At 67.8% G+C, this 20,939-nt stretch carries 15 protein-coding genes; 10 read left to right on the forward strand and 5 right to left on the reverse strand.

Annotation, left to right across the window (positions count from 1 at the left end; genetic code table 11):
* Nucleotides 1–32: 32 nt before the first annotated feature.
* Together HMPREF9710_RS21305 and HMPREF9710_RS21310 are read right to left on the reverse strand one after the other, a co-directional pair.
* A complete protein-coding gene (locus HMPREF9710_RS21305; RefSeq protein WP_051205171.1) occupies nucleotides 33–2,084 on the reverse strand; it encodes a polysaccharide biosynthesis protein in 2,052 nt (683 codons plus the stop codon).
* Between the two features lie 387 nt (nucleotides 2,085–2,471).
* Entirely contained in the window at nucleotides 2,472–3,425 is a 954-nt protein-coding gene (locus HMPREF9710_RS21310; protein ID WP_157225707.1) for an N-acetylmuramoyl-L-alanine amidase-like domain-containing protein, read from the reverse strand.
* A 239-nt stretch (nucleotides 3,426–3,664) separates the two neighbouring features.
* On the opposite strand from HMPREF9710_RS21310, the gene HMPREF9710_RS21315 reads away from it, so the two are divergent.
* From HMPREF9710_RS21315 to HMPREF9710_RS21335, 7 genes are all read left to right on the forward strand, one after another.
* Complete coding sequence (locus tag HMPREF9710_RS21315; protein WP_005669835.1) at nucleotides 3,665–6,667, forward strand: TonB-dependent receptor; 3,003 nt, start codon at nucleotides 3,665–3,667, stop codon at nucleotides 6,665–6,667.
* 301 nt (nucleotides 6,668–6,968) lie between these two features.
* Nucleotides 6,969–7,130 (forward strand): hypothetical protein, encoded by a 162-nt coding sequence (locus tag HMPREF9710_RS28300; protein WP_005669836.1) that lies wholly within the window; start codon nucleotides 6,969–6,971, stop codon nucleotides 7,128–7,130.
* A 66-nt stretch (nucleotides 7,131–7,196) separates the two neighbouring features.
* Nucleotides 7,197–7,373: a hypothetical protein gene (locus tag HMPREF9710_RS28305; protein ID WP_005669837.1), complete on the forward strand. Its 177-nt coding sequence runs from the start codon at nucleotides 7,197–7,199 to the stop codon at nucleotides 7,371–7,373.
* A 212-nt stretch (nucleotides 7,374–7,585) separates the two neighbouring features.
* The gene (locus tag HMPREF9710_RS21320; protein ID WP_005669839.1) at nucleotides 7,586–7,960 is read left to right on the forward strand and encodes a LiaI-LiaF-like domain-containing protein; all 375 of its coding nucleotides are present in this window, start codon (nucleotides 7,586–7,588) and stop codon (nucleotides 7,958–7,960) included.
* Entirely contained in the window at nucleotides 7,950–8,666 is a 717-nt protein-coding gene (locus HMPREF9710_RS21325) for a LiaI-LiaF-like domain-containing protein (RefSeq protein ID WP_005669840.1), read from the forward strand. Before HMPREF9710_RS21320 ends, HMPREF9710_RS21325 begins: the two co-directional genes overlap by 11 nt.
* Entirely contained in the window at nucleotides 8,666–9,742 is a 1,077-nt protein-coding gene (locus tag HMPREF9710_RS21330) for a sensor histidine kinase (RefSeq protein WP_005669841.1), read from the forward strand. The genes HMPREF9710_RS21325 and HMPREF9710_RS21330 overlap by 1 nt, the downstream gene beginning before the upstream one ends.
* A 3-nt stretch (nucleotides 9,743–9,745) precedes the next feature.
* Nucleotides 9,746–10,480 carry a LytR/AlgR family response regulator transcription factor gene (locus tag HMPREF9710_RS21335; protein ID WP_005669843.1) on the forward strand — a complete coding sequence of 245 codons (735 nt, stop codon included), beginning with the start codon at nucleotides 9,746–9,748 and terminating at the stop codon, nucleotides 10,478–10,480.
* A 3-nt stretch (nucleotides 10,481–10,483) separates the two neighbouring features.
* Here the strand turns inward: HMPREF9710_RS21335 and HMPREF9710_RS21340 are convergent, their stop codons facing one another.
* The 3 genes from HMPREF9710_RS21340 to HMPREF9710_RS21350 all read right to left on the reverse strand — a co-directional run bounded on the left by HMPREF9710_RS21340 (nucleotide 10,484) and on the right by HMPREF9710_RS21350 (nucleotide 15,134).
* Nucleotides 10,484–12,742 (reverse strand): ATP-dependent DNA helicase, encoded by a 2,259-nt coding sequence (locus HMPREF9710_RS21340; protein ID WP_005669844.1) that lies wholly within the window; start codon nucleotides 12,740–12,742, stop codon nucleotides 10,484–10,486.
* Nucleotides 12,743–12,748: 6 nt separating this feature from the next.
* Nucleotides 12,749–14,407 carry a VRR-NUC domain-containing protein gene (locus HMPREF9710_RS21345; protein WP_005669845.1) on the reverse strand — a complete coding sequence of 553 codons (1,659 nt, stop codon included), beginning with the start codon at nucleotides 14,405–14,407 and terminating at the stop codon, nucleotides 12,749–12,751.
* A gap of 82 nt (nucleotides 14,408–14,489) precedes the next feature.
* A complete protein-coding gene (locus HMPREF9710_RS21350; RefSeq protein ID WP_040777692.1) occupies nucleotides 14,490–15,134 on the reverse strand; it encodes a hypothetical protein in 645 nt (214 codons plus the stop codon).
* A gap of 92 nt (nucleotides 15,135–15,226) precedes the next feature.
* On the opposite strand from HMPREF9710_RS21350, the gene HMPREF9710_RS21355 reads away from it, so the two are divergent.
* The 3 genes from HMPREF9710_RS21355 (at nucleotide 15,227) to tagF (ending at nucleotide 20,938) form a co-directional block, all read left to right on the forward strand.
* Nucleotides 15,227–16,066, forward strand: a complete 840-nt coding sequence (locus HMPREF9710_RS21355; RefSeq protein WP_040777695.1) for a M15 family metallopeptidase — start codon at nucleotides 15,227–15,229, stop codon at nucleotides 16,064–16,066.
* A gap of 124 nt (nucleotides 16,067–16,190) precedes the next feature.
* The gene (tssM, locus tag HMPREF9710_RS21360) at nucleotides 16,191–19,967 is read left to right on the forward strand and encodes a type VI secretion system membrane subunit TssM (RefSeq protein WP_005669849.1); all 3,777 of its coding nucleotides are present in this window, start codon (nucleotides 16,191–16,193) and stop codon (nucleotides 19,965–19,967) included.
* Nucleotides 19,964–20,938, forward strand: a complete 975-nt coding sequence (gene tagF / locus HMPREF9710_RS21365) for a type VI secretion system-associated protein TagF (RefSeq protein ID WP_040777698.1) — start codon at nucleotides 19,964–19,966, stop codon at nucleotides 20,936–20,938. The genes tssM and tagF overlap by 4 nt, the downstream gene beginning before the upstream one ends.
* Nucleotide 20,939: the final 1 nt, after the last annotated feature.

Raw genomic sequence — 20,939 nt, forward strand, 5'->3', positions numbered from 1 at the left:
GTGGCGGCGTGGATTGGCGGCGCTGGCCGGCCCTAGATGCGGAATGGCACGAACCTGCGGATCAGGCCGGCAGGCGCGGGCTCCTCGGCGGGCGCCTGCGGCAACGGCGCCGGCGTCGATGGCAGGTATTCGGACACGATGGCCTTGACCATCGACTCGATGGGGCCGCGCTCGTGGGTCTCGCAGGCCATCATGAGACAGGTGATGCAGGTCTCGAGCACATTGGGCCGCAGCGCGCTTTCCTTCATGCGCATGATGCGCGGGTGCTCGCTCGGGAAGACGGTGCCGTCGGTGAGCAGTTCTTCATGCAGTTTTTCGCCCGGGAACAGGCCGATGAACTGGATCTCGATGTCGCCGCGCGGCTGCTGGGGCGTGCGCTCGGTGAGGCCGTGCATGGCGATCATGGTGCGCGCCAGGTCGAGGATGCGCACCGGTTCGCCCATGTCGAGCACGAACACGTCGCCGCCCTTGGCCATGGCGCCGGCCTGGATCACCAGCTGGGCCGCCTCGGGGATGAGCATGAAGTAGCGCGACACCTCGGGATGGGTGATCGTCACCGGCCCGCCGCGCGTGATCTGGCGCTGGAACAGGGGAATCACCGAGCCCGAGGAACCCAGCACATTGCCGAAGCGGACCATGCAGAAGGTCGTGCCCGTCCGGTTGCCTGTCCCATGGGTCGGGCCATTGGCGGCGCCAGTGCCGGCGCCGTCGCCAGGTGCGCGGCCACCGGCGGCGCGGGCGGCGGCGGCCTGGAAGATCAGCTCGGCGATGCGCTTGCTGGCGCCCATGATATTGGTCGGCCGCACCGCCTTGTCGCTGGAGATCAGCACGCAGGTCTGGACGCCGTGGTGCGCCGCGCCGGCGGCGATGATCTGGGCCCCCAGCACATTGTTGCGCAGGCCTTCGACGATATTGGTCTCGACCAGGGGCACGTGCTTGTAGGCGGCGGCATGGTAGATGGTGTCGATGCCGCCGGCGGCCAGCACGCGCTCGACCAGGTCGGCATTGCAGACCGAGCCCAGGTGGGCGTGGATGGGCAGGTCGGGAAAGCGCGCCGCCAGCTCTTGCCGGATGGTGTACAGCGCGTATTCGGAATGGTCGATCAGGTGCAGGCGCGCCGGGCTCAGGGTGACGATCTGGCGACACAGCTCGCTGCCGATGGAACCGCCGGCGCCCGTCACCAGCACCCCCTTGCCGCGCACGCAGCGCGCGAACAGGTCGAGCCGCGGCGGCACCGGCGGCCGGCCGAGCAGGTCTTCGAACTTGATTTCGCGGATGGCGTCGCGCAGGACCGACTTGTCGCTTGCCTTGTCGTCGGCCAGGTCGACCAGCCGGGTAAGGATCTTGGTGGGCACGCCGGCCTGGCCCAGGCGCTGCATCAGTTCGCGCAGGCGCTCGGGCGCGGCGGCGGGCAGGGCGATGACGATGGTGCGGATGCCGAGCGCGGCGCCGAGCTCGACCAGGCGCGAGGTGTGGAACACGCGCAGGCCGGCCACGGTGCGCTCGTTCAGCGCGTGCTTGTCATCGAAGAAGCACAGGGGGCGGTATTCGTCGCCGTCGCGCATGGTCTGGGCCAGCCGGGCGCCGGCCTCGCCGGCGCCGTAGATGGCGACCGCCAGCGCCTTGCCGGCGCAGGGGCCGCGCTTGCTGCGCAGCAGCTTGCGCACACCGATACGCGACATGACGACATAAGAAAAAGCGATAAACCAATATATTGCCAGCGCACTGCGCGGAAATCTCGCCTCATTGAGGAATACCAAAGTGAGATAGGCGCATAATACGGCAATGCCCAATGCCAGGCCGGTGAGGGTGAGCAGGCGATGGTCGATAAAGCGGATGACGGCCCGGTATAAATCGGATAGCCAGAAAGCCGCAATCGTCAGCACCGCCACTAGTAAATAAGAGCCGGGGCTGAATTGTTTTGCAAGCTGTAAATCGCCACCGCGCAATATCATTGCGATTAAAAAACACATGGGAAGCGCAACCAGGTCGACCGCGATGGCCAGGGCGGCCTTCGCAGTGCGATGCATGGAGACGATTCTTGCGCAAAACTGGTGAGACAGGGTGTGGCGTTGAATTGACATGGCAATCGGCTTCTCGCTGAAAGAGAACGACATGCTGCTGCAATCAAAATAGTGGTTTACTGCACGATCAGTCGTTTTGAATAATGTGCTGTGTCGAATAGGGCTGAGCCGATTGGTTTTGTGTGTATAAGCTTATTATCTGTCTGCGATTGAATGGCAGGCTTGAGGTCACTCAACAGCGGTCAGGGATATAATGCGTGAATAGAGAAGTTGAAGTGAAGAAGTGAATATAAGAAATGGCCTCGAATAATAATTTCCAGCTACTATTTATTTAATCTGGCGTATTCAGGCAAGGGCGGGATCGGCGAATGCCGACGGGAATGGCGGAAACAACAAGGCGTCCCGACCCGGCAGGCCGGAACGCTGGCGACGCTGTCAGGTCGGGCCTCAGGCCGCGGGACGCCCCGGACGCGGCTGCGGCGCCATCGACGGCACCGTGATCGGTTCGTTCAGGCGCAGGAACTTGAAGCCGGCCAGCGCCTGGCCGCGCTTGCCCGCGCGCGCATTGCGTTCCTGGCGTTCGAGCGTGCGCCCGATATACGATTCGAACGTTTCCTCGCGCACCTGCGGTTCGGACGAATGCAGGAAGTGGCGCTCGCCGTTCGGTCCCAGCACCACCAGGCCCACGTGCGAGGCCCAGTACTCGCCGTCGCGGGTCGAGATCACGTTCACGAAATCGCCTTCCTGCAACTGGCTGGCGATGGCCGCCACCTGTTCCTTCGGCACATAGGCCTGGCGGCTGGTCTCGACCGGGATGTCGCGCACCGTGTTGTGGCGGGTGGCCAGGAAGCGCGCGCGGTCGACCTTCATGTCGTACCACGGGCCGCCCGCTCCGGCCAGCTCGCCGCTGACGTCGGTCACCAGCCACCCGTTGGCCACGTTCCAGTCCATCTCGGTGTAGTGGTTGCGCGTGGCCACGCCGATCACGCCGTCGCGGTAGCGGATCCGCTGCAGCATCCAGAAGAACTCCTCCCACGAGCCGGACAAGGCCATCGCATAGGTGTGCTCGGCGAACACCACGCAGTCGCTTTGCGCCAGGCTATACAAAGGCAGGCTGTCGTGGATCTCGTAGGGGAATTCCCCCAGCAGGTGCAGCGAGTAGGGCTGGCCGATGTTCTGGCGGCCGATCGCGGCGATACGCTTGCGCAGGTCCGGCTCGGCGCCCTGCATGTGGGCGATGTACTGGCCGGCCTCGAACGGCGTCATCTGGTAGACCTGCTTTTGCAGCAGCGCCGCCAGGGGCGTGGGCGGCGGCGGCGCGCCCGGGATGGGTTTGGTGGCGGGCGCGGTCGCGCACCCGGTCAGGACGGCGCTGGCAAGCAGCAGGCAGGCAAGGCGCATGGCGTTCATCAATGTGGGGTAAAAACGTCAAGCTAATCTGGTGCGCCCGGCTTGGGTAATGAAATTTCTTCGCCCAGCCATAACCGCGGGAAGGGCGCCATTTATGTACATTCCTTCAAGTTATATAGAAGCGAACACAAGTGATTATTCACCGGTGAAATGAACATGAATACTCCGAGCATGGCAGCCTTCAGCCTGCCTTAAGCAATAACGATAGCACTATTCCCAGGAGAGAGAGCATGTTCAAGCAGAAGCCGCTCGCAGCGGCCGTATCGATGGCAGTCTGGAGCCTCGCAGCCCTGCCGGCCATGGCCCAGGAAGCCGCAGCGCCGGTGCCGATGCAGACCGTGGAAGTGACGGGCATCCGTGCCTCGCTGGCCAAGTCCCTGTCGGTCAAGCGGGACGCCTCGGCCAACGTCGAGGTGATCACGGCCGAAGACGTGGGCAAGATGCCGGACAAGAACCTGGCGGACTCCCTGCAGCGCCTGGCGGGCGTGGCGGTGCGCACCGACTACGACGAAGCGGAAAAGGTGTCGATGCGCGGCACCAATCCGGACATGTCGCTGATCATCTTCAATGGCCATGCGGTCAGCAGCGCCGACTGGTACGTCGCCGACCAGGCCTCGAGCTCGCGTTCGACCAGCCTGTCGCTGATGCCGTCGCACGTGCTGCAGCAGGCGGTCGTGTACAAGACCTCGCAGGCGAACATCGTCGACGGCGGCCTGGCCGGCACCATCAACGTCAGCACCCGCAAGCCGCTGGCGCAGAAAGAGCGCTTCTCGGGCGTGGTCAGCGTCGGCGCCAGCTACGCCGACCTGCCGGGCCGCTATGCGCCGGACATGAACGGTTCGGTCACCTGGAAGAACGAGGCGGGCACCTTCGGCGTGCTGGCCGCGCTGTTCGCGGAAAAACGCCATGTGCGGCGCGACTCGGTGTCGCGCTTCGCCTACGGCACCAACAGCGGCTGGGACGTGATCAACACCAGCACCATGAAGGGCATCACCGACGAATCGCTGGCCGGCACCGGCTATACCGCGGCGGACCTGAACGGCGTGCGCCTCCCGGGTTCGATGAGCTCGGAATTCGTGGAAGGCGTGCGTGACCGCAAGGGCGGCATGCTGTCGCTGCAGTTCAAGCCGAACCGCGACCTCGACGTCACCATGACCGGTTTCCACTCCGCGATGGAGGCCAACAACCACGGCCGCCTGACGTCGAGCGCCATCTACTCCATGCTGCTCGGTAAGAACGCGCCGCTGGGCGGCACCACCGCCGCCGCCGTCAACACCAGTCACAACGGCCAGCAGGTGTTCGCCCAGATCCGCAACCCGGTCATCGTCGACGAAACCACTGTCTACGGCCACCCGCTGAAGGTGCTGAAGGCCGCCGACATCGTCTTCGCCGACGGCACCAGCCCCCAGTACGTGGGCAATTCGGAAGGCTTCTACCGCGACGGCGCCAAGGCCGAGAGCTCCTTCCTCGACCTCGATGCGAAGTACCGCGTCAACGACGACCTCACCGTCAAGACCCTGCTGTCGACCACGCGCGGCGTCGGCCAGACCCGGCTCGACCAGGGCCTGACCCTGGCGCGCTACGGCACCGGCATCTCGTACGCGCTGGGCGACCTGCACGACGCGCCGTTCGTGCAGTACCATAACGCCGGCAGCAACCAGCCCGGCCTGAACGCGGATGGCAGCGGCTACACCATCGTCGACCGCGCCGCGTCGGGCGTCAAGACCGTCGACAAGGAGTGGAGCGCGCAGTTCGACGCCGAATACCGCGTCGACCGCGGTTTCCTGCAGTCGCTGGCAAGCGGCGTGCGCTTCGCCGACCACAAGCGCACCAGCGGCCGCCGCGGCCCTGCCTTCCGCAACGGCATCACGCTCGATGCGGTCACCGGCCGCGTGATCTCCAACACGCCGACGCCGCTCACCGGCTGGCAGGCATTCCCGGGCGACTTCGGCAAGGACCTCGACGGCCCTGCCGGCTGGGACAACACCGGCTTCACCTACACCCCGGAAGGCATCAAGGACTACATCGCCAGCAATACCAAGGTCACCAGCGACGCCTGGGAACGCCGCGTGAACTCCGAGATCGACATGCAGGAGCGCCAGAGCGCGGCCTACGTGATGGCCAACCTGGAAGGCGAGCGCTGGTCGGGCGACGTCGGCGTGCGCTTCACCCGCACCGAGGTCAAGGCGAACATCGCCACCCCGATCCCGTCCGGCGCCTGCCAGCGCGTGGAGCCGGGCCAGCCGGCGATCACCTGCGCCGCCTATCCGGGCGCGATCACCGATGCCGGCGACGCCACCGCCTACTTCGACGGCGTGCCGTTCAATCCGAATGCCGGCATCCTGTACTACAAGACGCCGACCAAGCGCACCTTCGACAACTGGCTGCCGAGCATGAACCTGCGCTACGACATGGGCAACGACATGCTGGCGCGCTTCGGCGTCAGCCGCACCATCGGCCGCCAGAACTACAACCTGCTGGGCAGCGGCTTCGGCACGCCGGGCTGCGACGCCAACGGCTGCCGCGTGACCGGTCCGAACCCGGACATGGAGCCGCAAACCTCGGACAACGTCGACCTGTCGTGGTCGTGGTATTTCGCGCCGCGTTCGATCGTCGCGGTGAGCGTGTTCCACTCGTCGATCGACGGTTATCCGAAGACCGGCGCGGTCGGCAGCGCCACCGTCGACCTGCTCGATCCGCGCGACCAGACCGTGAAGACCTTCTTCATCAACACGGCCTCGCAGCAGGGCGCCAGGATCAACGGCATCGAGCTGCAGTACGAGCAGCCGTTCGGCAAGACCAATTTCGGCTTCACCTCCAACGTCAGCCGCGCCAAGACCAAGGTCGACGACGGCCGTCCGATGGTGGGCGCATCCGAATGGACCGGCAACGTCGGCCTGTACTACGAAGACGACAAGCTGTCGACACGTCTGGTGGCGAACTACCGTGGCGAGTACGTGAACAGCACCACCGCGCCGTCGCCGACCGCCAACAGCCAGGGTCTCTCGGTGATCAACGGCATCGCGATGCCGACCGCGCCGACCTATGCCGACGCGGTGACCACGCTGGCGTTCTCCGCCAACTACTACTTCACCAAGAACCTGGAACTCGCGTTCAGCGCGACCAACCTGACCAATGCCAAGCGCGCCCAGTATCGCTACAGCGAAGAAGAGCAGCAGAAGCTGGATGTCAGCGGTCGCCAGTACTACCTGAACCTGCGCTACAAGTTCTGATCGGGCAGGGCACGGTAAAAGGGAAGCTTCGGCTTCCCTTTTTTTTTTCGGGCGTGGCGGTCCCGCCGCGCGCATGTCACCTGGCCTGCTCGGCCGTATTGACGCGCACAGTGTGCGTCACCTAACGGTGCGCCTGTCCGGGTTTCGATAAGATGCACCTGTCTGAGTGAGGAACGCGCGATTCGATTCGCTGCCATCCGAAACCTCAACAGGTTAGCCGGTCGCCTCGAGGATCGGCACCAATTTCAGGGCCGCGCCGCCGCTGGTGCAGGCGCGGCCCGTAACGGAAGCGGAGGTTGCCATGTACGATGTCAAGCATCCACCCAAGCACCTGGTGCGCGCCTATCTCGAACGTCGCTCGCGCGACCCGAAACCGCCGCCGACCCCGGAAGAAATCCGGCGCCAGCTTGGCTGGGGCATGCTGATGCCGGCCGACCTCAAGTTGGGCACCAACCGCTCCTGAATGTCACTTTTTCCGCGCCGACGTCCCGCGAGGACGCGGCGCCCAGCCCCACCACAGGAGACATCCATGACCAGCAAGATCGGCAGCAAACACATCGCCCAGCACCGCGGCAAGAAGGAACGCCTCGAGATCAAGCGCGCCAACGTGGCGCGCGAAGCGGTACGCCAGGCTGAAGCCCGCGCCAAGTACCGCAACCAGCCGAAAGGCCAGACCCAGCGCGAGCAGGCGCAGACGGCCGCCTGATCCACGTCGTACGCCTTATTTGGCCCGCCTGCGGCCCGCCCGCGAGGCGGGCTTTTTTACGTCCATCGTCCCCGATCTTCTTCATTCGCCGCCGCGCGCCGCGCGCGCTCGCCATTCGCCGCCTTCCACCCGCCATTCGCCGAATAGCGCTTTCGCGATTGCCTTCCCGCTTGTTATCGTGTATCCAGTTCGATAACGAGAGGAGTGACGCAATGGATACTGAAGACGCCTATCGCTGGCGCAAGCAGGTGCTGTGGGGCCTGCTCCTGATCGTGGTGGGCGCGGTGGTGCTGCTCGACCGCCTGCACTATATCGATGCCCAGGACTACTGGCATTACGCCCCCTTGCTGCTGGTCGTGGTCGGCATCGGCCAGACCATCGGCTACCCGAGCCCGAAGGAGTTCAGCAGCGGCTTGTGGACCGTGTTCACCGGCCTGTGGCTGTTCGCGGTGCTGGAGAACGCCTTCGGCCTGACCTTTCGCAACAGCTGGCCGCTGTTCATCCTGATGTGGGGCGTCAAGCTGGTGCTGGATCCATTCATCGCGCGCCGCTTCGCCAACAACCAGAGGAACCGCCATGAAAAATGATCCGCATGCCAAAGGCGTGACGAGCCAGGTCGTGCTCGGCCTGCTCGTGATCGGGATGGGGTTGCTGTTCCTGCTCGATAACCTGGGCTTCGTCGACATGCACCGCGCGTTTTCGTTCTGGCCGATGTTGTTCGTCATCGTCGGCGCCGTCAAGCTGTGCGACACCCGCACCCAGGGCGGCACGCTGCTCGGGGCCGGGCTGGTCGGCGTGGGCATCCTCCTGATGCTGGACCGGATGGACATCATCGACTTCAGCTGGCGCACCATCTGGCCGCTGGTCCTGATCGGCTTCGGCGCCTTGCTGGTGGCGAAGGCGGTGCGCAGCAAGCGCGCGCTGGAACACGGCGTGGCGTTGGCCGACGGCGCGCCCGCCGGCGCCGGCGAGGTGCTGGACATCACCGCCATCCTGGGCGGCTACGAGCGCCGCGTCACGACCCGGAACTTTCGCGGCGGCGAGATCACGGCGGTGATGGGCGGCTGCGAACTCGATATGCGCGGCGCGTCGATCCAGGGCGAGGCGGTGATCAATGTGTTCGCCTTCTGGGGCGGCGTTTCCATCAAGTGCCCGCCCGACTGGGCCATCGTGTTGCACGGCACGCCGATCCTGGGCGGCTTCGAGGAAAAGACCATCGCGCCGCCGGACGACGCCAAGCGGCTGGTCATCCGCGGCTACGCGATCATGGGTGGCGTGGAAATCCGCAACTGATGGGCGGCGGATTCTGGGCGCGGCGCGGCGCCGCGCTGTACCTGGCGGCCTGGCTGATGCTGGGGCTGATGCTGGCCGGGCTGCTGTCCGCCACCGGCGGCGCCGGCCTGGCGCCCAGTCTCCTGTTCGTGCTGCCGCTCGTGCTGGTCTACGCCGCCGTGTGCGGCTTCTCGGCGTATTACCTGTGCCGCGCCTATCCGCTGGCGCGCAAGTCGACGCCGGCGGTGCTGGGCGTGTTCTTCCTCACCGCCGTGTGCGCGGCCCTGCTGTGGTGCGCCGCGGCGTCCGGCTGGGCCGCCTGGTGGCAGTGGCTGGCGCCGGCCGGTGACGGCGTGACGATGTCGCGGCCGCTGACGGCGGTGATGTTCGGCGTCGGCGTGCTGCTGTACGGGATGACCGCCTGCGCCCACTACCTGGCGCTGGAGTTCGAGCGCGCGCGCGGCCTTGAGCGGCGCGAGCTCGAACTCAAGCTCCTGGCCCAGGACGCCGAACTGCGCATGCTGCGCACCCAGGTCGATCCGCATTTCCTGTTCAACAGCCTCAATTCGATCAGCGCGCTGACCGCGATCGACGCCGGCGCGGCGCGCGACATGACCTTGCAGCTGGCGGGCTTCTTTCGCCATACGCTGGGACTCGAGGCGCACCGCAAGGTGACGCTGGCCCAGGAGGTGGCGCTGGTCGGGCGCTTCGTGGCGATCGAGCAGGTGCGCTTCGGGCCACGCCTGGGCGTCGAGCGCCACGTGGACCGGGAGGCCGAGGCTTGCCTGCTGCCGCCCATGATCCTGCAGCCGCTGGTCGAGAACGCGGTCAAGCACGGCATCGGCCAGCTGCCCGAGGGCGGCGTGGTGCGGGTGCACGTCGAGCGCGCCGGTTCGCGGCTCAGGCTGCGGGTGGAAAACGACGTCGACCCGGATGGCGCGGATGGGACCAATGCGGCTGCGGGCGGCGGCGTCGGCCTGGCCAATGTGCGTGCGCGCCTGCTGGCGGAGTACGGGATCGACGCGAGCGTGCATGCGGCGCGCGTCGACAATATTTTCAGGGTGGAGCTGGCGCTGCCCGCCGACACAGGAGAATGAGGGATGCGAACCCTGATCGTGGACGATGAACACCTGGCGCGCGCGCTGCTGCGCGAGTACCTGGCGGCGCATCCCGACGTCGAGATCGTGGGCGAATGCGCCAATGGGTTCGAGGCGGTGAAGGCGATCGCCGAGCACGATCCCGACCTGGTCTTCCTGGACATCCAGATGCCCAGGCTGGACGGCTTCGAGGTGGTGGAGCTGGCCGGCGCCAGGCCGCACTATATCTTCGCCACCGCCTACGACCAGTTCGCATTGCGCGCCTTCGAGGTGCACGCGCTCGACTACCTGCTCAAGCCGTTCTCGCGCGAGCGCCTGGCCGAGGCGCTGGCGCAGGCGCGCCTGCGCGCGCCGCAGCCGGCCCGGGCCGGCATCGCCGCGGCGGTGAAGGATGCGCAGGCACGCCAGCAGCCGCTCGAACGGATCCTGATCCGCGACGGCGCCCGCGTGCACGTGGTCGCCGCCGGCAACGTCGACTACATCGAGGCCCAGGACGACTACGTGCGCATCATGGCGGGCGGGAAGGGCTACCTGAAGCACCAGCGCCTGTCCGAGCTCGAGGCGCAGCTCGACGGCGTCGTGTTCGTGCGCATCCACCGCTCGTTCATCGTCAATGTCTGCGCGGTCGAACGCATCGAGCCGGTCAGCAAGGACAACCATTGCGCGGTGCTCAGGGGCGGCGTCAGGTTGCCGATCAGCCGCAGCGGCTACCAGAAGATACGCGAACGGCTGGCGTGAGGTTCACCGGGACCCGAGCTCCCACCAGGCCGGCATCAGGTTCCGGATGCCCGGCTGGGCGAAGCGGTCGTCGATCAGCCACACCACGCCGCGATCCTGCTCGGTGCGGATCACGCGCCCGGCCGCCTGCACCACCTTCTGGATGCCGGGATACAGATAGGTGTAATCGTAGCCGGCGCCGAACAGCGCCTGCATCCGTTCGCGCAGCTGCTCGTTGACGGGATTGACCTGGGGCAGGCCGAGGGTGGCGACGAAGGCGCCGATCAGGCGCTCGCCCGGCAGGTCCACGCCTTCGCCGAAGGCGCCGCCCAGCACCGCGAAGCCGACCCCCGCGCCTTTGACGTCGAAGCGGTCGATGAAGCCCTGGCGTTCGTGCTCGCTCATGCGGCGTTCCTGGCGCCAGGCCGGGATGGCCGGATCCAGCCGCTCCAGCGCGTTCGCCACCTTGTCGAGATAGTCGAAGCTGCTGAAGAAGGCCAGGTAGTTGCCGGGACGTTCGCGGTACTGGCGCGCGATCAGTTCGGCGATGGGCTGGACCGAGGCGGCGCGCACCTGGTAGCGGGTCGAGATACCGCGCGCGACGTGGACCTCGAGCTGGCTCGCCCTGAACGGCGAGTCGACCTCGACCCAGGCCGTGTCTTCGGGCATGCCGAGGGTGTCGAGGCAGTAGTGCCAGGGCCCGAGCGTGGCCGAGAACAGCGTGCTCGAATGGGTGGCGGCGAAGCGCGGCCCGAGGAAGGGCGCCGGCACCACGTTGCGGATGCAGATCGTCGAATCGCGTACGGTGGGACGGTCGGCGTGCCGGCTCAGGTCGCACAGCGAGTGTGGCCCGAACGATTCGGCCAGCCGCACGAACCCCATGGCGTCGAAGTAAAAGCGCTGCAGGTCGGGGTCGAGCGGGCCGGGAAAGGCCGCCAGGTGTTCGTTGATGGCGCTGCCCGCTTCCTGCAGCGCGTCGACCAGCTTCGCTGGAATCTTCTCGAGCAGCTGGTAGGGCGCCGGCGCCGTCTTGTCGACCGCGGTCCAGGCGCGGCCCACGCGCTCCAGCACCTTCTTGACGGCTGGCGGCGAGCCGGCGCGGGCCAGGCGCAGCAGCTCGCGATCGAGCTCGGTGCTGTACATCGAGCGCGCGCGGCCGACCAGGTTGTGGGCCTCGTCGACCAGCAGGCTGGTTTTCCAGCCGTTGGCGAGCGCCAGCGCGTACAGCATGGCGCTGCCGTCGAAATAATAGTTATAGTCGCCGACGATCATGTCGGACCAGCGCGCCATCTCGCTGCCCAGGTAATAGGGGCAGACTTCGTGCGCCAGCGCGACCTCGCGCAGCGCCTCGCGGTCCAGCACGGGCACGGCCGTCGCGGCCGCGCGGGCGGCCGGCAGGCGATCGTAGAAGCCGCGCGCCAGCGGACAGGATTCGCCATGACACTCCTTGTCGGGATGCTCGCAGGCCTTGTCGCGCGCGGTGAGTTCGAGCACGCGCAACGGGGCTTTGCTGCCGGCGCACAGGGTCGCGGCGCCGTCCAGCGCCAGGCGCCGGCCGGGGGTCTTCGCGGCCAGGAAGAAGACCTTGTCCAGCTTCTCGCGCGGCATGGCCTTGAGCACCGGGAACAGGCTGCCCACGGTCTTGCCGATGCCGGTCGGGGCCTGCGCCAGCAGGCAGCGCCCACTGGCGTTGGCGCGGTAGATGCTTTCGGCGAGCTGGCGCTGGCCGGGGCGGAAGTCGGCATGCGGGAACGACAGCGACTGCAATGCGGCGTCGCGCGCCGCGCGGTGCGCCGCTTCGCTGGCGGCCCAGCCCGAGAAGCGCTGGCACAGCTCTTCGAAGTGCGCGCGCAGCCAGGCGCTGTCGCGCGTCTCGCGCAGCACGGTTTCGACGCCGCTGACGATGTCGTAGTAGACCAGGGCCAGGTTGACCGACTCCATGCCCTGTTCCTGGCACAGCAGGTGGCCATAGACGCGCAGCTGGGCCCAGTGCAGGTGGCGGTGGTTGTCGGGAATGGCGTCCACCCGGCCGCGATGGGTCTTGACCTCTTCGATCAGATTTTCATTGGCGTCGTAGCCGTCGGCCCGGCCGCGCACGTGCAATTCGTTCCATTGGCCGGACAGCGCGACCTCGCTGCGGTAGCCGTCGCCGCGGCGGCCGGCCACGACGGCATGGCCGGCAATGCCTTCCTGGGCGCTGGGGGAGGGGGTGAAGCGCAGGTCGAGGTCACCCTGCTTGGCGGTGAACTCGCACAGGGCGCGTACGGCGATGGTGTAGCTCACGTAATCTCAGGCCGCCATCTCGGTAGGCTCGATCCACTGCAGGTAGCACACGGCGACCGGCATGTCATGCGCCGCGCAGTAGTCGATCCAGCGCAGCTGGTTGTCCTGCAGGCGGTCGCCCGGGCCTTTCACTTCGATCATCAGGTAACGGCCTTCGCTTGGCCAGAACTGGATCAGGTCGGGAAAGCCCGTGCGGTTTTCCTTGACGTCGGCCAGGATGCGTTCGCACCACTTGCGCAGGTGGGCGGCCGGGATGCAGGCCAGGGCCAGCTCGATGAGCTCGGGCGTGACGCCCTCCCAGTGCACGAAGGGCGATTGCAGGCCGGTTTTTTCCTGGTACGTGCGCAGGATCGTGTCGCGGTAGCTGCCGCTGTCCAGCTCCGCCAGGCAGGCGGCGAATTCGGCCTGCCGGCGCTGGTGGAAGTCGGCGCTGTGCAGGTCGGCCGGGCCGCGGTGGAAAGGGTGGAAGAAGGCGCCGGGAATGGCGGCGAACACGGCGCGCCAGCACAGCAGGCCGAACAGGGTGTTGGCGAGCGCGTTCTCGACGTAGAACACGGGCGCATCGCTCCCGTGCAGGTGGCCGCGCACGGCGCCCTCGACCCAGCGTTCGCCGTTCGGCGGCGCCAGCGACAGCTCGATGCGCTCTACCTGCGTCTTGGCGCGCGGCGCCAGGCGCGCGTGGCCAAGGCGGCGCGCCAGGCGCGGCGCGATGCGGGACAGGTGCTGGCGCTCGGCTTCGTTCTCGGGCGCGCACTGAGCTGCAAGCAACAGGGCATGGGCCTGCTCGAAGCGCTCGTGTTTTTCGAGCACGCGGATCGCGCGCGCCCGCGCGCCGGGAAAGCGGCAGCGCGCGTAGGCGGCGTAGGCGCCGTCCCAGTCCTTCAGCTTTTCGTAGTGCTGGCCGATCTGGAACGTCAGTTTTTCGCGCCGGCTCTCGAGCCAGTCGTTGTCGAAGGCGTGCACGGGCAGGTCGCGCACCACCTCGTCGACGTCTTCGCCGGCGGCGAAGCGCTCGCGGCAGGCATGCAGCTGCAGGTAGTGGTCGACGTCGGCACGGCGGCGAAAACCGCGCGAGGCGGGCGAGATGTCCACGCTCTCGTAGCGGAACAGGCCGAGGTCGGACAGCACGAAGTCGGTCCAGCCCTGGTGCAGGTTGCCGAAAAAGACCAGGCGCAGGCGGTCGCACAGCGGCTTGACCAGGATGCGCCAGGCGACGTCGGGACAGGCCGGATGCCAGCCGGAGAAGCGGCGCGCCTCGGGGAATGCGGGGCGCAGGGCGTCCAGCTGTTCGTCCTTGCGCGCTGTCTTGCGCGGCAACTGCGCGCCGAAGGCGTCGAGGATCTCGGGCTTGGACAGCAGGTCGAACAATTCGTCGAGCGTGAGTTCGGGGTCGGGTTCGATCCAGCCGGTGCCGAGCAGGTGGGAGGCAGCCTCGACCGGACAACCGATCTCGGCATAGCTCAGTTTGCTGGCGCGGAACAGGTTACCTTTGCGCATGACCATGCGCACGAACAGGGCGCGCGCATTGTGCGGCAAGGTCGGGAACCGGGCCAGGAAGGCCTGTTCGCCGTCGTCGAGCAAATCGCCATAGCGTTCGCCGATCCAATCGAGAACCCGCTGGAAGTTATCCAGATAATAAAACTCGTTTTCCAACACCCTGATCATCACCGAACGCCCACCTGTACTTATATACAGTATAGCGTTTTCTGGCGGCGGCCGCCCGCCAGGTGCGGCCTATTTGCCACGCCTAGCGTGCAGGAGGGGCAGGGGTTTCATCTTCCGCCGGCGCGGCATGACCGTTGGCATGGTAGATCACGGCCGAGATCAGGGCGACGTCGCTGTCGTCCTGGGCCTCGCCGGCGCGTGCGGGATTCACCGTCCGGGCCTGACGCGCGGCCTGGCGTGGCGCCTGGACGCGAGAGCGGGCTGGGGCGGCGGCGCGCGCTTCCGGACGGCGCGCCGGGGCCGTCTTGACGGACGCCGGCGCGGCCTTGGCTGGGGCCGTCGTAGGCGCGGCGGCCGGTTCGAGCAGGCGCAGCGGCGGAACGGGCGCAGGCGCCGCCGCCAGCACCGGGTCTGGCTCCGGTTGGGGCGCCGTGTCGACGATCAAGGCCGTCTCGACCGGCGCCGGGTCCATGCTCGCGATCGGGGCGGGCGCCGCATCGTGCCGCGCCACTTCCATCGGCGCGGGACCGGCGCCGGCCGCCAGCCAGGCCAGGGTCGCCGTCAAACCGACGGCGACCGCCACCGCCGCGCCATACCAGGCCAGGCGCGCGCCGTGACCGGCGCCCGCGCGCCGCGCCGGCTCGCGCTCGAGCTTGGCGAGGATGCTGTCTTCGCGGCCGCCGCGGCGCGCCGACGACATCAGGTTGGGACGCATATGGGCATGCATGCGGTTGTCTTGATTTTCGTCTGATGGACGCACGACATTACTCCTAAGATTGGCTTCTCCTGTTCTGATTAGAAACAATCCTGGGGAGTCCGATGCTGATCTTGATCGCCCTTCTGTACGTTTGTCTCGCTTCAGGCCTGGCTTGGCTTGTTCTTTTTCCAAGTGGACGGGCCTGGATGGCGCGCGGGATGCATGCCATGCGTGGCCTGGCCGGCCGCGCCGGTGCCTGGAGCCATGCCGGCACGCGCGCCGCCGGCGCCATGCGCGACAGCGTCACCCTGTCGCTGCGCGAGCGGGTGGTGCAGGGAGTGCGCCGCCACCAGGTGCTGCTGGCCATCGGCGCGCCGGCGGTGTTGATTCCTTCGCTGCTGGCGCTGGCGCTGAGCAATCCGGCCATGCTGCCGGTGTACGAGGGCAGCAGCGCCTTGCCCGACGAACAGGTGGCGGCGCTGCTGGCCGGCGAGCAGCTGGTGCCGCCGGTGGCGCTGCCGCCCAGCGTGTTCACCACGGCCGAGGTCGAGCTGGTGCGGCCGATGCTGGTCGGCGCCAGCCGTAACTGGGGCTTGCTGCATCCCGACTTCAGCCAGCGCCTGCTGCTGGCGTTCAAGATCATGAAGGAACAGCATGGCTACGAGATGGCGCTGCTCGAGGGCTACCGCAGTCCGGCGCGCCAGGATGAGCTGGCCGCGACCGGCGGCCACGTCACCAATGCGCGCGCCTTCCAGAGCTGGCACCAGTATGGCCTGGCGGCCGATTGCGCCTTCCTGCGCGACGGCAAGCTGGTGATCTCGGAAAAAGACCCGTGGGCCATGCGCGGCTACCAGCTGTATGGCCAGGTGGCCGAATCGCTGGGCCTGACCTGGGGCGGGCGCTGGAAGATGATGGATTTCGGCCACATCGAGCTGCGCATGCGCGGCGTGATGGGGCGCTGAGGCGCCAGCGTCGGCGGGCTGTTGCGTGATTTTTCGGATTTTGGCTGCATTGCGCAGAGTCAAGCAGCGCGTCGTATGCCCATGCGACCATTTCCTGTGAGATTTTTCTACAAGAGATCCCGCCATGGCACGACTCTGGAAGTATCTGACCGACAGCCGCGTGCTGGCCGCGATCGGTCTCGCCGCGCTGGCGGCCATCCTGGTAATCGGCGCCGGCCTGCTCGGCCTCGGCATCGTGTGGGCCGCCATCGGCGCCCTGGCGCTGCTGGCCGGCTGGGGCATCTGGTGGATGCTGCGCCGCGCCTGGCGCGCTCGTCGTGCGCGCAAGCTGGCGGGCGCCATCGCCGGCGCCGGCGCCACCGACGACGACGGCAAGGACGAAGTCGCGGTGCTGCGCAAGAACCTGCTGGAGGCGGTCGGCACCATCAAGACCTCCAAGCTGGGCCTGACCCGCGGCGCCGCGGCCCTGTACGAGCTGCCCTGGTACATGATCATCGGGAACCCGGCGGCCGGCAAGAGCAGCGCCATCGTGCACTCGGGGCTGAGCTTCCCGATCCCCGGCAACAAGGCGCTGCAGGGCGTGGGCGGCACCCGCAACTGCGACTGGTTCTTCACCACCGACGGCATCCTGCTCGACACCGCGGGGCGCTACTCGGTGCAGGACGCCGACCGCGCCGAGTGGTTCGGCTTCCTCGACCTGCTCAAGCGATACCGCCAGCGTGCGCCGATCAACGGCATCCTGATCGCGGTCAGCGTGGCCGAGCTGATGGCCGGCCCGGCCACCGCCTCGCACGAACTGGCCAAGAACCTGCGCACCCGGGTGCAGGAGCTGACCGAGCGCCTGGGCGTGCACGCGCCGGTGTACGTGGTGTTCACCAAGGCCGACCTGGTCGCCGGCTTCCTCGACTTCTTCCACGACAGCGAACAGGCCGAGCGCGAGCGGATCTGGGGCGCGACCCTGCGCTACAACCGGCGCGCCGCGCCGCAGGACGTGCTGGCCTTCTTCGACGAGCATTTCGACGAACTGGTCGACGGCCTGAAGGAAATGAGCCTGGCCGGCATGGGCGCCAACCGCAGCACGACGCTGCGTTCCGGCGTGTTCACCTTCCCGCTGGAATTCGCGGCGCTGCGCACGCCGCTGCGCGCCTTCCTGGCCACGCTGTTCGAAGAGAACACCTATCAGTTCAAGCCGGTGTTCCGCGGCTTTTACTTCACCAGCGCGTTGCAGGAAGGCAGCGTGCAAGACCTGTCGAGCCGGCGCGTGGCCAGCCGTTTCGACCTGGCGCTGCAGGAGAGAAAGGGGGGCGAGGGTGCCGGGGAGCCGGCAGGTTCGCAGGCGGGGGCGCAATCCGGTTATTTCTTGCTCGAGCTGTTCCGCAAGGTGGTCTTCGCCGACCGCGAACTGGTCAAGCGCTACACGAATCCGGCCGCGGCGCGCTGGAAGCTGGGCGCCTTCTTCGCCGCCACCATCCTGCTGGGCTGCGCGATGGGCGGCTGGTCGTGGTCGTACATGGGCAACCGCCAGCTGGTCGCCAACGTGCAGTCGGATCTCGACAAGGTGATGAAGCTGCAGGCGGGCCGCATCGACCTGCAGTCGCGCCTGGAGGCCCTCGACATCCTGCAGGACCGCATCGAGCAACTGGAGCGCTATGCCGACGACAAGCCGTGGGCGCTGGGCTTCGGCCTGTACCAGGGCGATATTCTGGCGCGCAAGCTGCGCGACGAATACTTCGCCGGGGTGCGCGCGGTGATGGTCGAACCGGTCGCCGGCGCGCTCGAGACCATGCTCACGGAGGTCAACAACAATGCAGCCGCCCTCGATCCGGGGCGCCAGGTGGCCGCGCCCGCGTCCGTGTCCGCCAGCGCGCCCAGGCTTGGCCAGCCTTACCAGGACGCGTCGCCCACGGATGTCGGCGACGCCTACAACGCGCTCAAGACCTATCTGATGCTGGGCACTAAATCGTATGCCGAGCCGGGCCACCTGAACGATCAGCTCACGCGCTACTGGCGCGGCTGGCTGGAGGCGAACCGCGGCAGCATGCCGCGCGAGCAGATGATCCGCAGCGCCGAGCGCCTGATGACCTTCCACCTGGCCCACATCGACGACCCGGCCTGGCCGCAGATTTCGCCCAAACTGAGCCTGCTCGACACCACGCGCGAGCACCTGCGCCGCGTGGTGCGCGGCACGCCGGCGCGCGAGCGCGTGTACGCCGACATCAAGACCCGCACCGCCACCCGCTTCCCGGCGGTGACGGTGGCGCGCATCGTCGGCGAGCAGGATGCGGCGCTGGTGGCCGGCAGCCACGCCGTCAGCGGCGCCTTCACCCGCGCGGCCTGGGACAAGTTCGTGCTCGGCGCCATCCGGGATGCCTCGAACAAGGAACTGAACACGGTCGACTGGGTGCTCAAGACCACCGCGCGCGACGACCTGACCCTGGAGGGCAGCCCCGAACAGATCCAGAAGGCGCTGATCGACCTGTACAAGGCCGACTATGCGCGCGAATGGTCGAAGTTCGTGCAGGGCGTGGCGATCGCCGACCTGCGCGGCTTCGACGCCAGCGTGCAGGCCATGAACCGCCTGGGCGACCCGCAATCCTCGCCGATCGCCAAGCTGCTGCGCACCATCTATGAAGAGACGGCCTGGGACAATCCGGGCGGCCTGCGCGCGCCCATCGGCAAGACCGAGCGCGGCGTGATCGAGTGGTTCAAGCAGGTGGTCTTGCGGCGGGCGCCGTCCGACGCGCGCACGCTGGCCGACAGCGTCGACCCGTCCCAGCTGCTGGCCCAGCAACAACAGGGGGCCGGCCCGATCGGACGCGAGTTCGCCGGCGTGGCGCGCCTGGTCGGCGCCAGGGAAAAGGAAGCGTCGCTGATGACCGGCTATCTCGACGCGCTGTCGCGGCTGCGCACGCGGCTCAACGCATTGAAGAACCAGGGCGATCCGGGTCCCGGCGCCAAGCAGTTCATGCAGCAGACGCTGGAGGGCAGCGGCTCGGAGCTGGCCGACGCGCTGCGCTACGTCGACGAACAGATGCTGACCGGGATGAGCGACAGCCAGAAACAGGCGCTGCGCCCGCTGCTGGTGCGCCCGCTCACCCAGACCTTCGCCATGATCGTGCTGCCGTCCGAGGCCGAGATCAACAAGACCTGGCAGGCGCAGGTGGTCGAGCCGTTTACCCGCACGCTCGCCGCCAAGTACCCGTTCGCCCAGGATTCCAGCGTCGAGGCGACGCCCGGCGAGATCGGCCAGGTGTTCGGCCCCGAAGGCGCAGTGGCCAAGTTCGTGGGCACGGCGATGGGGCCGCTGGTGGTGCGGCGCGGCGACGTACTGGCGGCGCGCACCTGGGCCGACATCGGCATCTCGCTGGCGCCGCAGGCGGTGGCCGCCTTCCCCGGCTGGGTGGCGCCGCTGTCGAACAACGGCGTGGCGGCCAGCGGGGCGGCCCAGACCGTGTTCCAGGTGTTGCCCCTGAGCGCGCCCGGCACGCTCGAGTACACGCTCGAGATCGACGGCCAGCAGCTGCGCTACCGGAACACGCCGCCCAGCTGGAACAATATGGTCCATCCGGGCCCGCAGGGCGTCTCGGGCGCGCGGGTCTCGGCGGTCACCTTCGATGGCCGCACGGTGGAGCTGTTCAACCAGCCGGGCCAGTTCGGCCTGCAGCGCCTGTTCGAGGCGGCCCAGCGCAAGCGCAAGGACGGCGGGGTGTTCGAGCTGCGCTGGAGCGCGCAGAACGTCTCGGTGGCGGTCGACCTGAAGATCGTCAGCAGCCCGCAGTCCACCGGGGGCGGCCAGAGCCAGGCCCAGGGTTTCCGCGGCCTGCGCCTGCCGCCGGCGATCGTCGGCCGCCATGAAGCCCAGGACGCGGCGCCGGCGCTGGCCAGCGCGGGAGGCCAATGATGCGCGCCGACCGCATCGGCTACTTCGGCAAGGTCCCGGCGCGCGCCGACTTCGTCAAGCTGGCCCACGACCCGGCCGCGATCGGCATGCTCGACGCCTGGCTGGCGCAGGTGATGACCCTGCTGCCGTCGGACGCGCGCTGGCGCTTTCACTACGATGCGATGGCGCCGGTGAGCTTCGCCCTGGTCGGCCCGGCGCGGCACCACGCGGTGGCCGGCCACCTGCTGGCCAGCCACGACCAGTCGGGGCGGCGCTTTCCCTTTCTCGCCACCCGCACGCTGGCGGTGAGCGATCCCGCCGCCTTCGTCGCGCGTTGTCCGCTGGCGTTCGCGCCGCTCTGGGTGTTCCTGGAAGAGATCTGCCCCAAGGTGCTGGGCGAGGGCGACCCCGCCGCCTACCTGCAGGCGATCGCCGACAGCGCGATCGGGTTGGGAGACGAGGCGGCGCTGGCGCGCTGGATGGAGCACGGCACGATCGCCTCGCTCGACGGCCTGCTGGGCCGCGCAGTGTCGAGCGCCAGCGCGAATGCCAGCGCGGCGCGCCTGGTGCTGGCGCTGGGATTGCTGCTGCAGCCGGTCATGCACAGCCAGCCGGCCGAGCTGCATAAGAGCCTGGTGCTGCCGCTGCCGCACAACGCGTCGGCGCGCTATCCGGTGGCCGCCTTCTGGCTCGAGCTGATCACGCCTTTCCTGCGCCGCGCGCAATTCGACCTGGCGCTGTTCATCACGCGCCAGGAAGAACGGCCGGTGCTGGTGGTGGGCTTTTGCGCGGCGCTGGCCGAAACCCTGCGCGCCGTGATCGATCCCCTGGTCGGCGCCGAGCTGCAGGTGCGCCTGCTGGACACGGACTGGATCGACGAGCAGCTGCAGTTCGACGCCGACGTGCGCCAGCTCTCCAGCCACCTGGCCCAGCCCGACCTGCCGCTGTCGCTGGCGCGCGACCTGTTCATGAAGACCTTCATCGGAGCCTGAC

This window comes from Massilia timonae CCUG 45783, assembly GCF_000315425.1.
Classification (GTDB): Bacteria; Pseudomonadota; Gammaproteobacteria; order Burkholderiales; family Burkholderiaceae_D; genus Telluria; species Telluria timonae.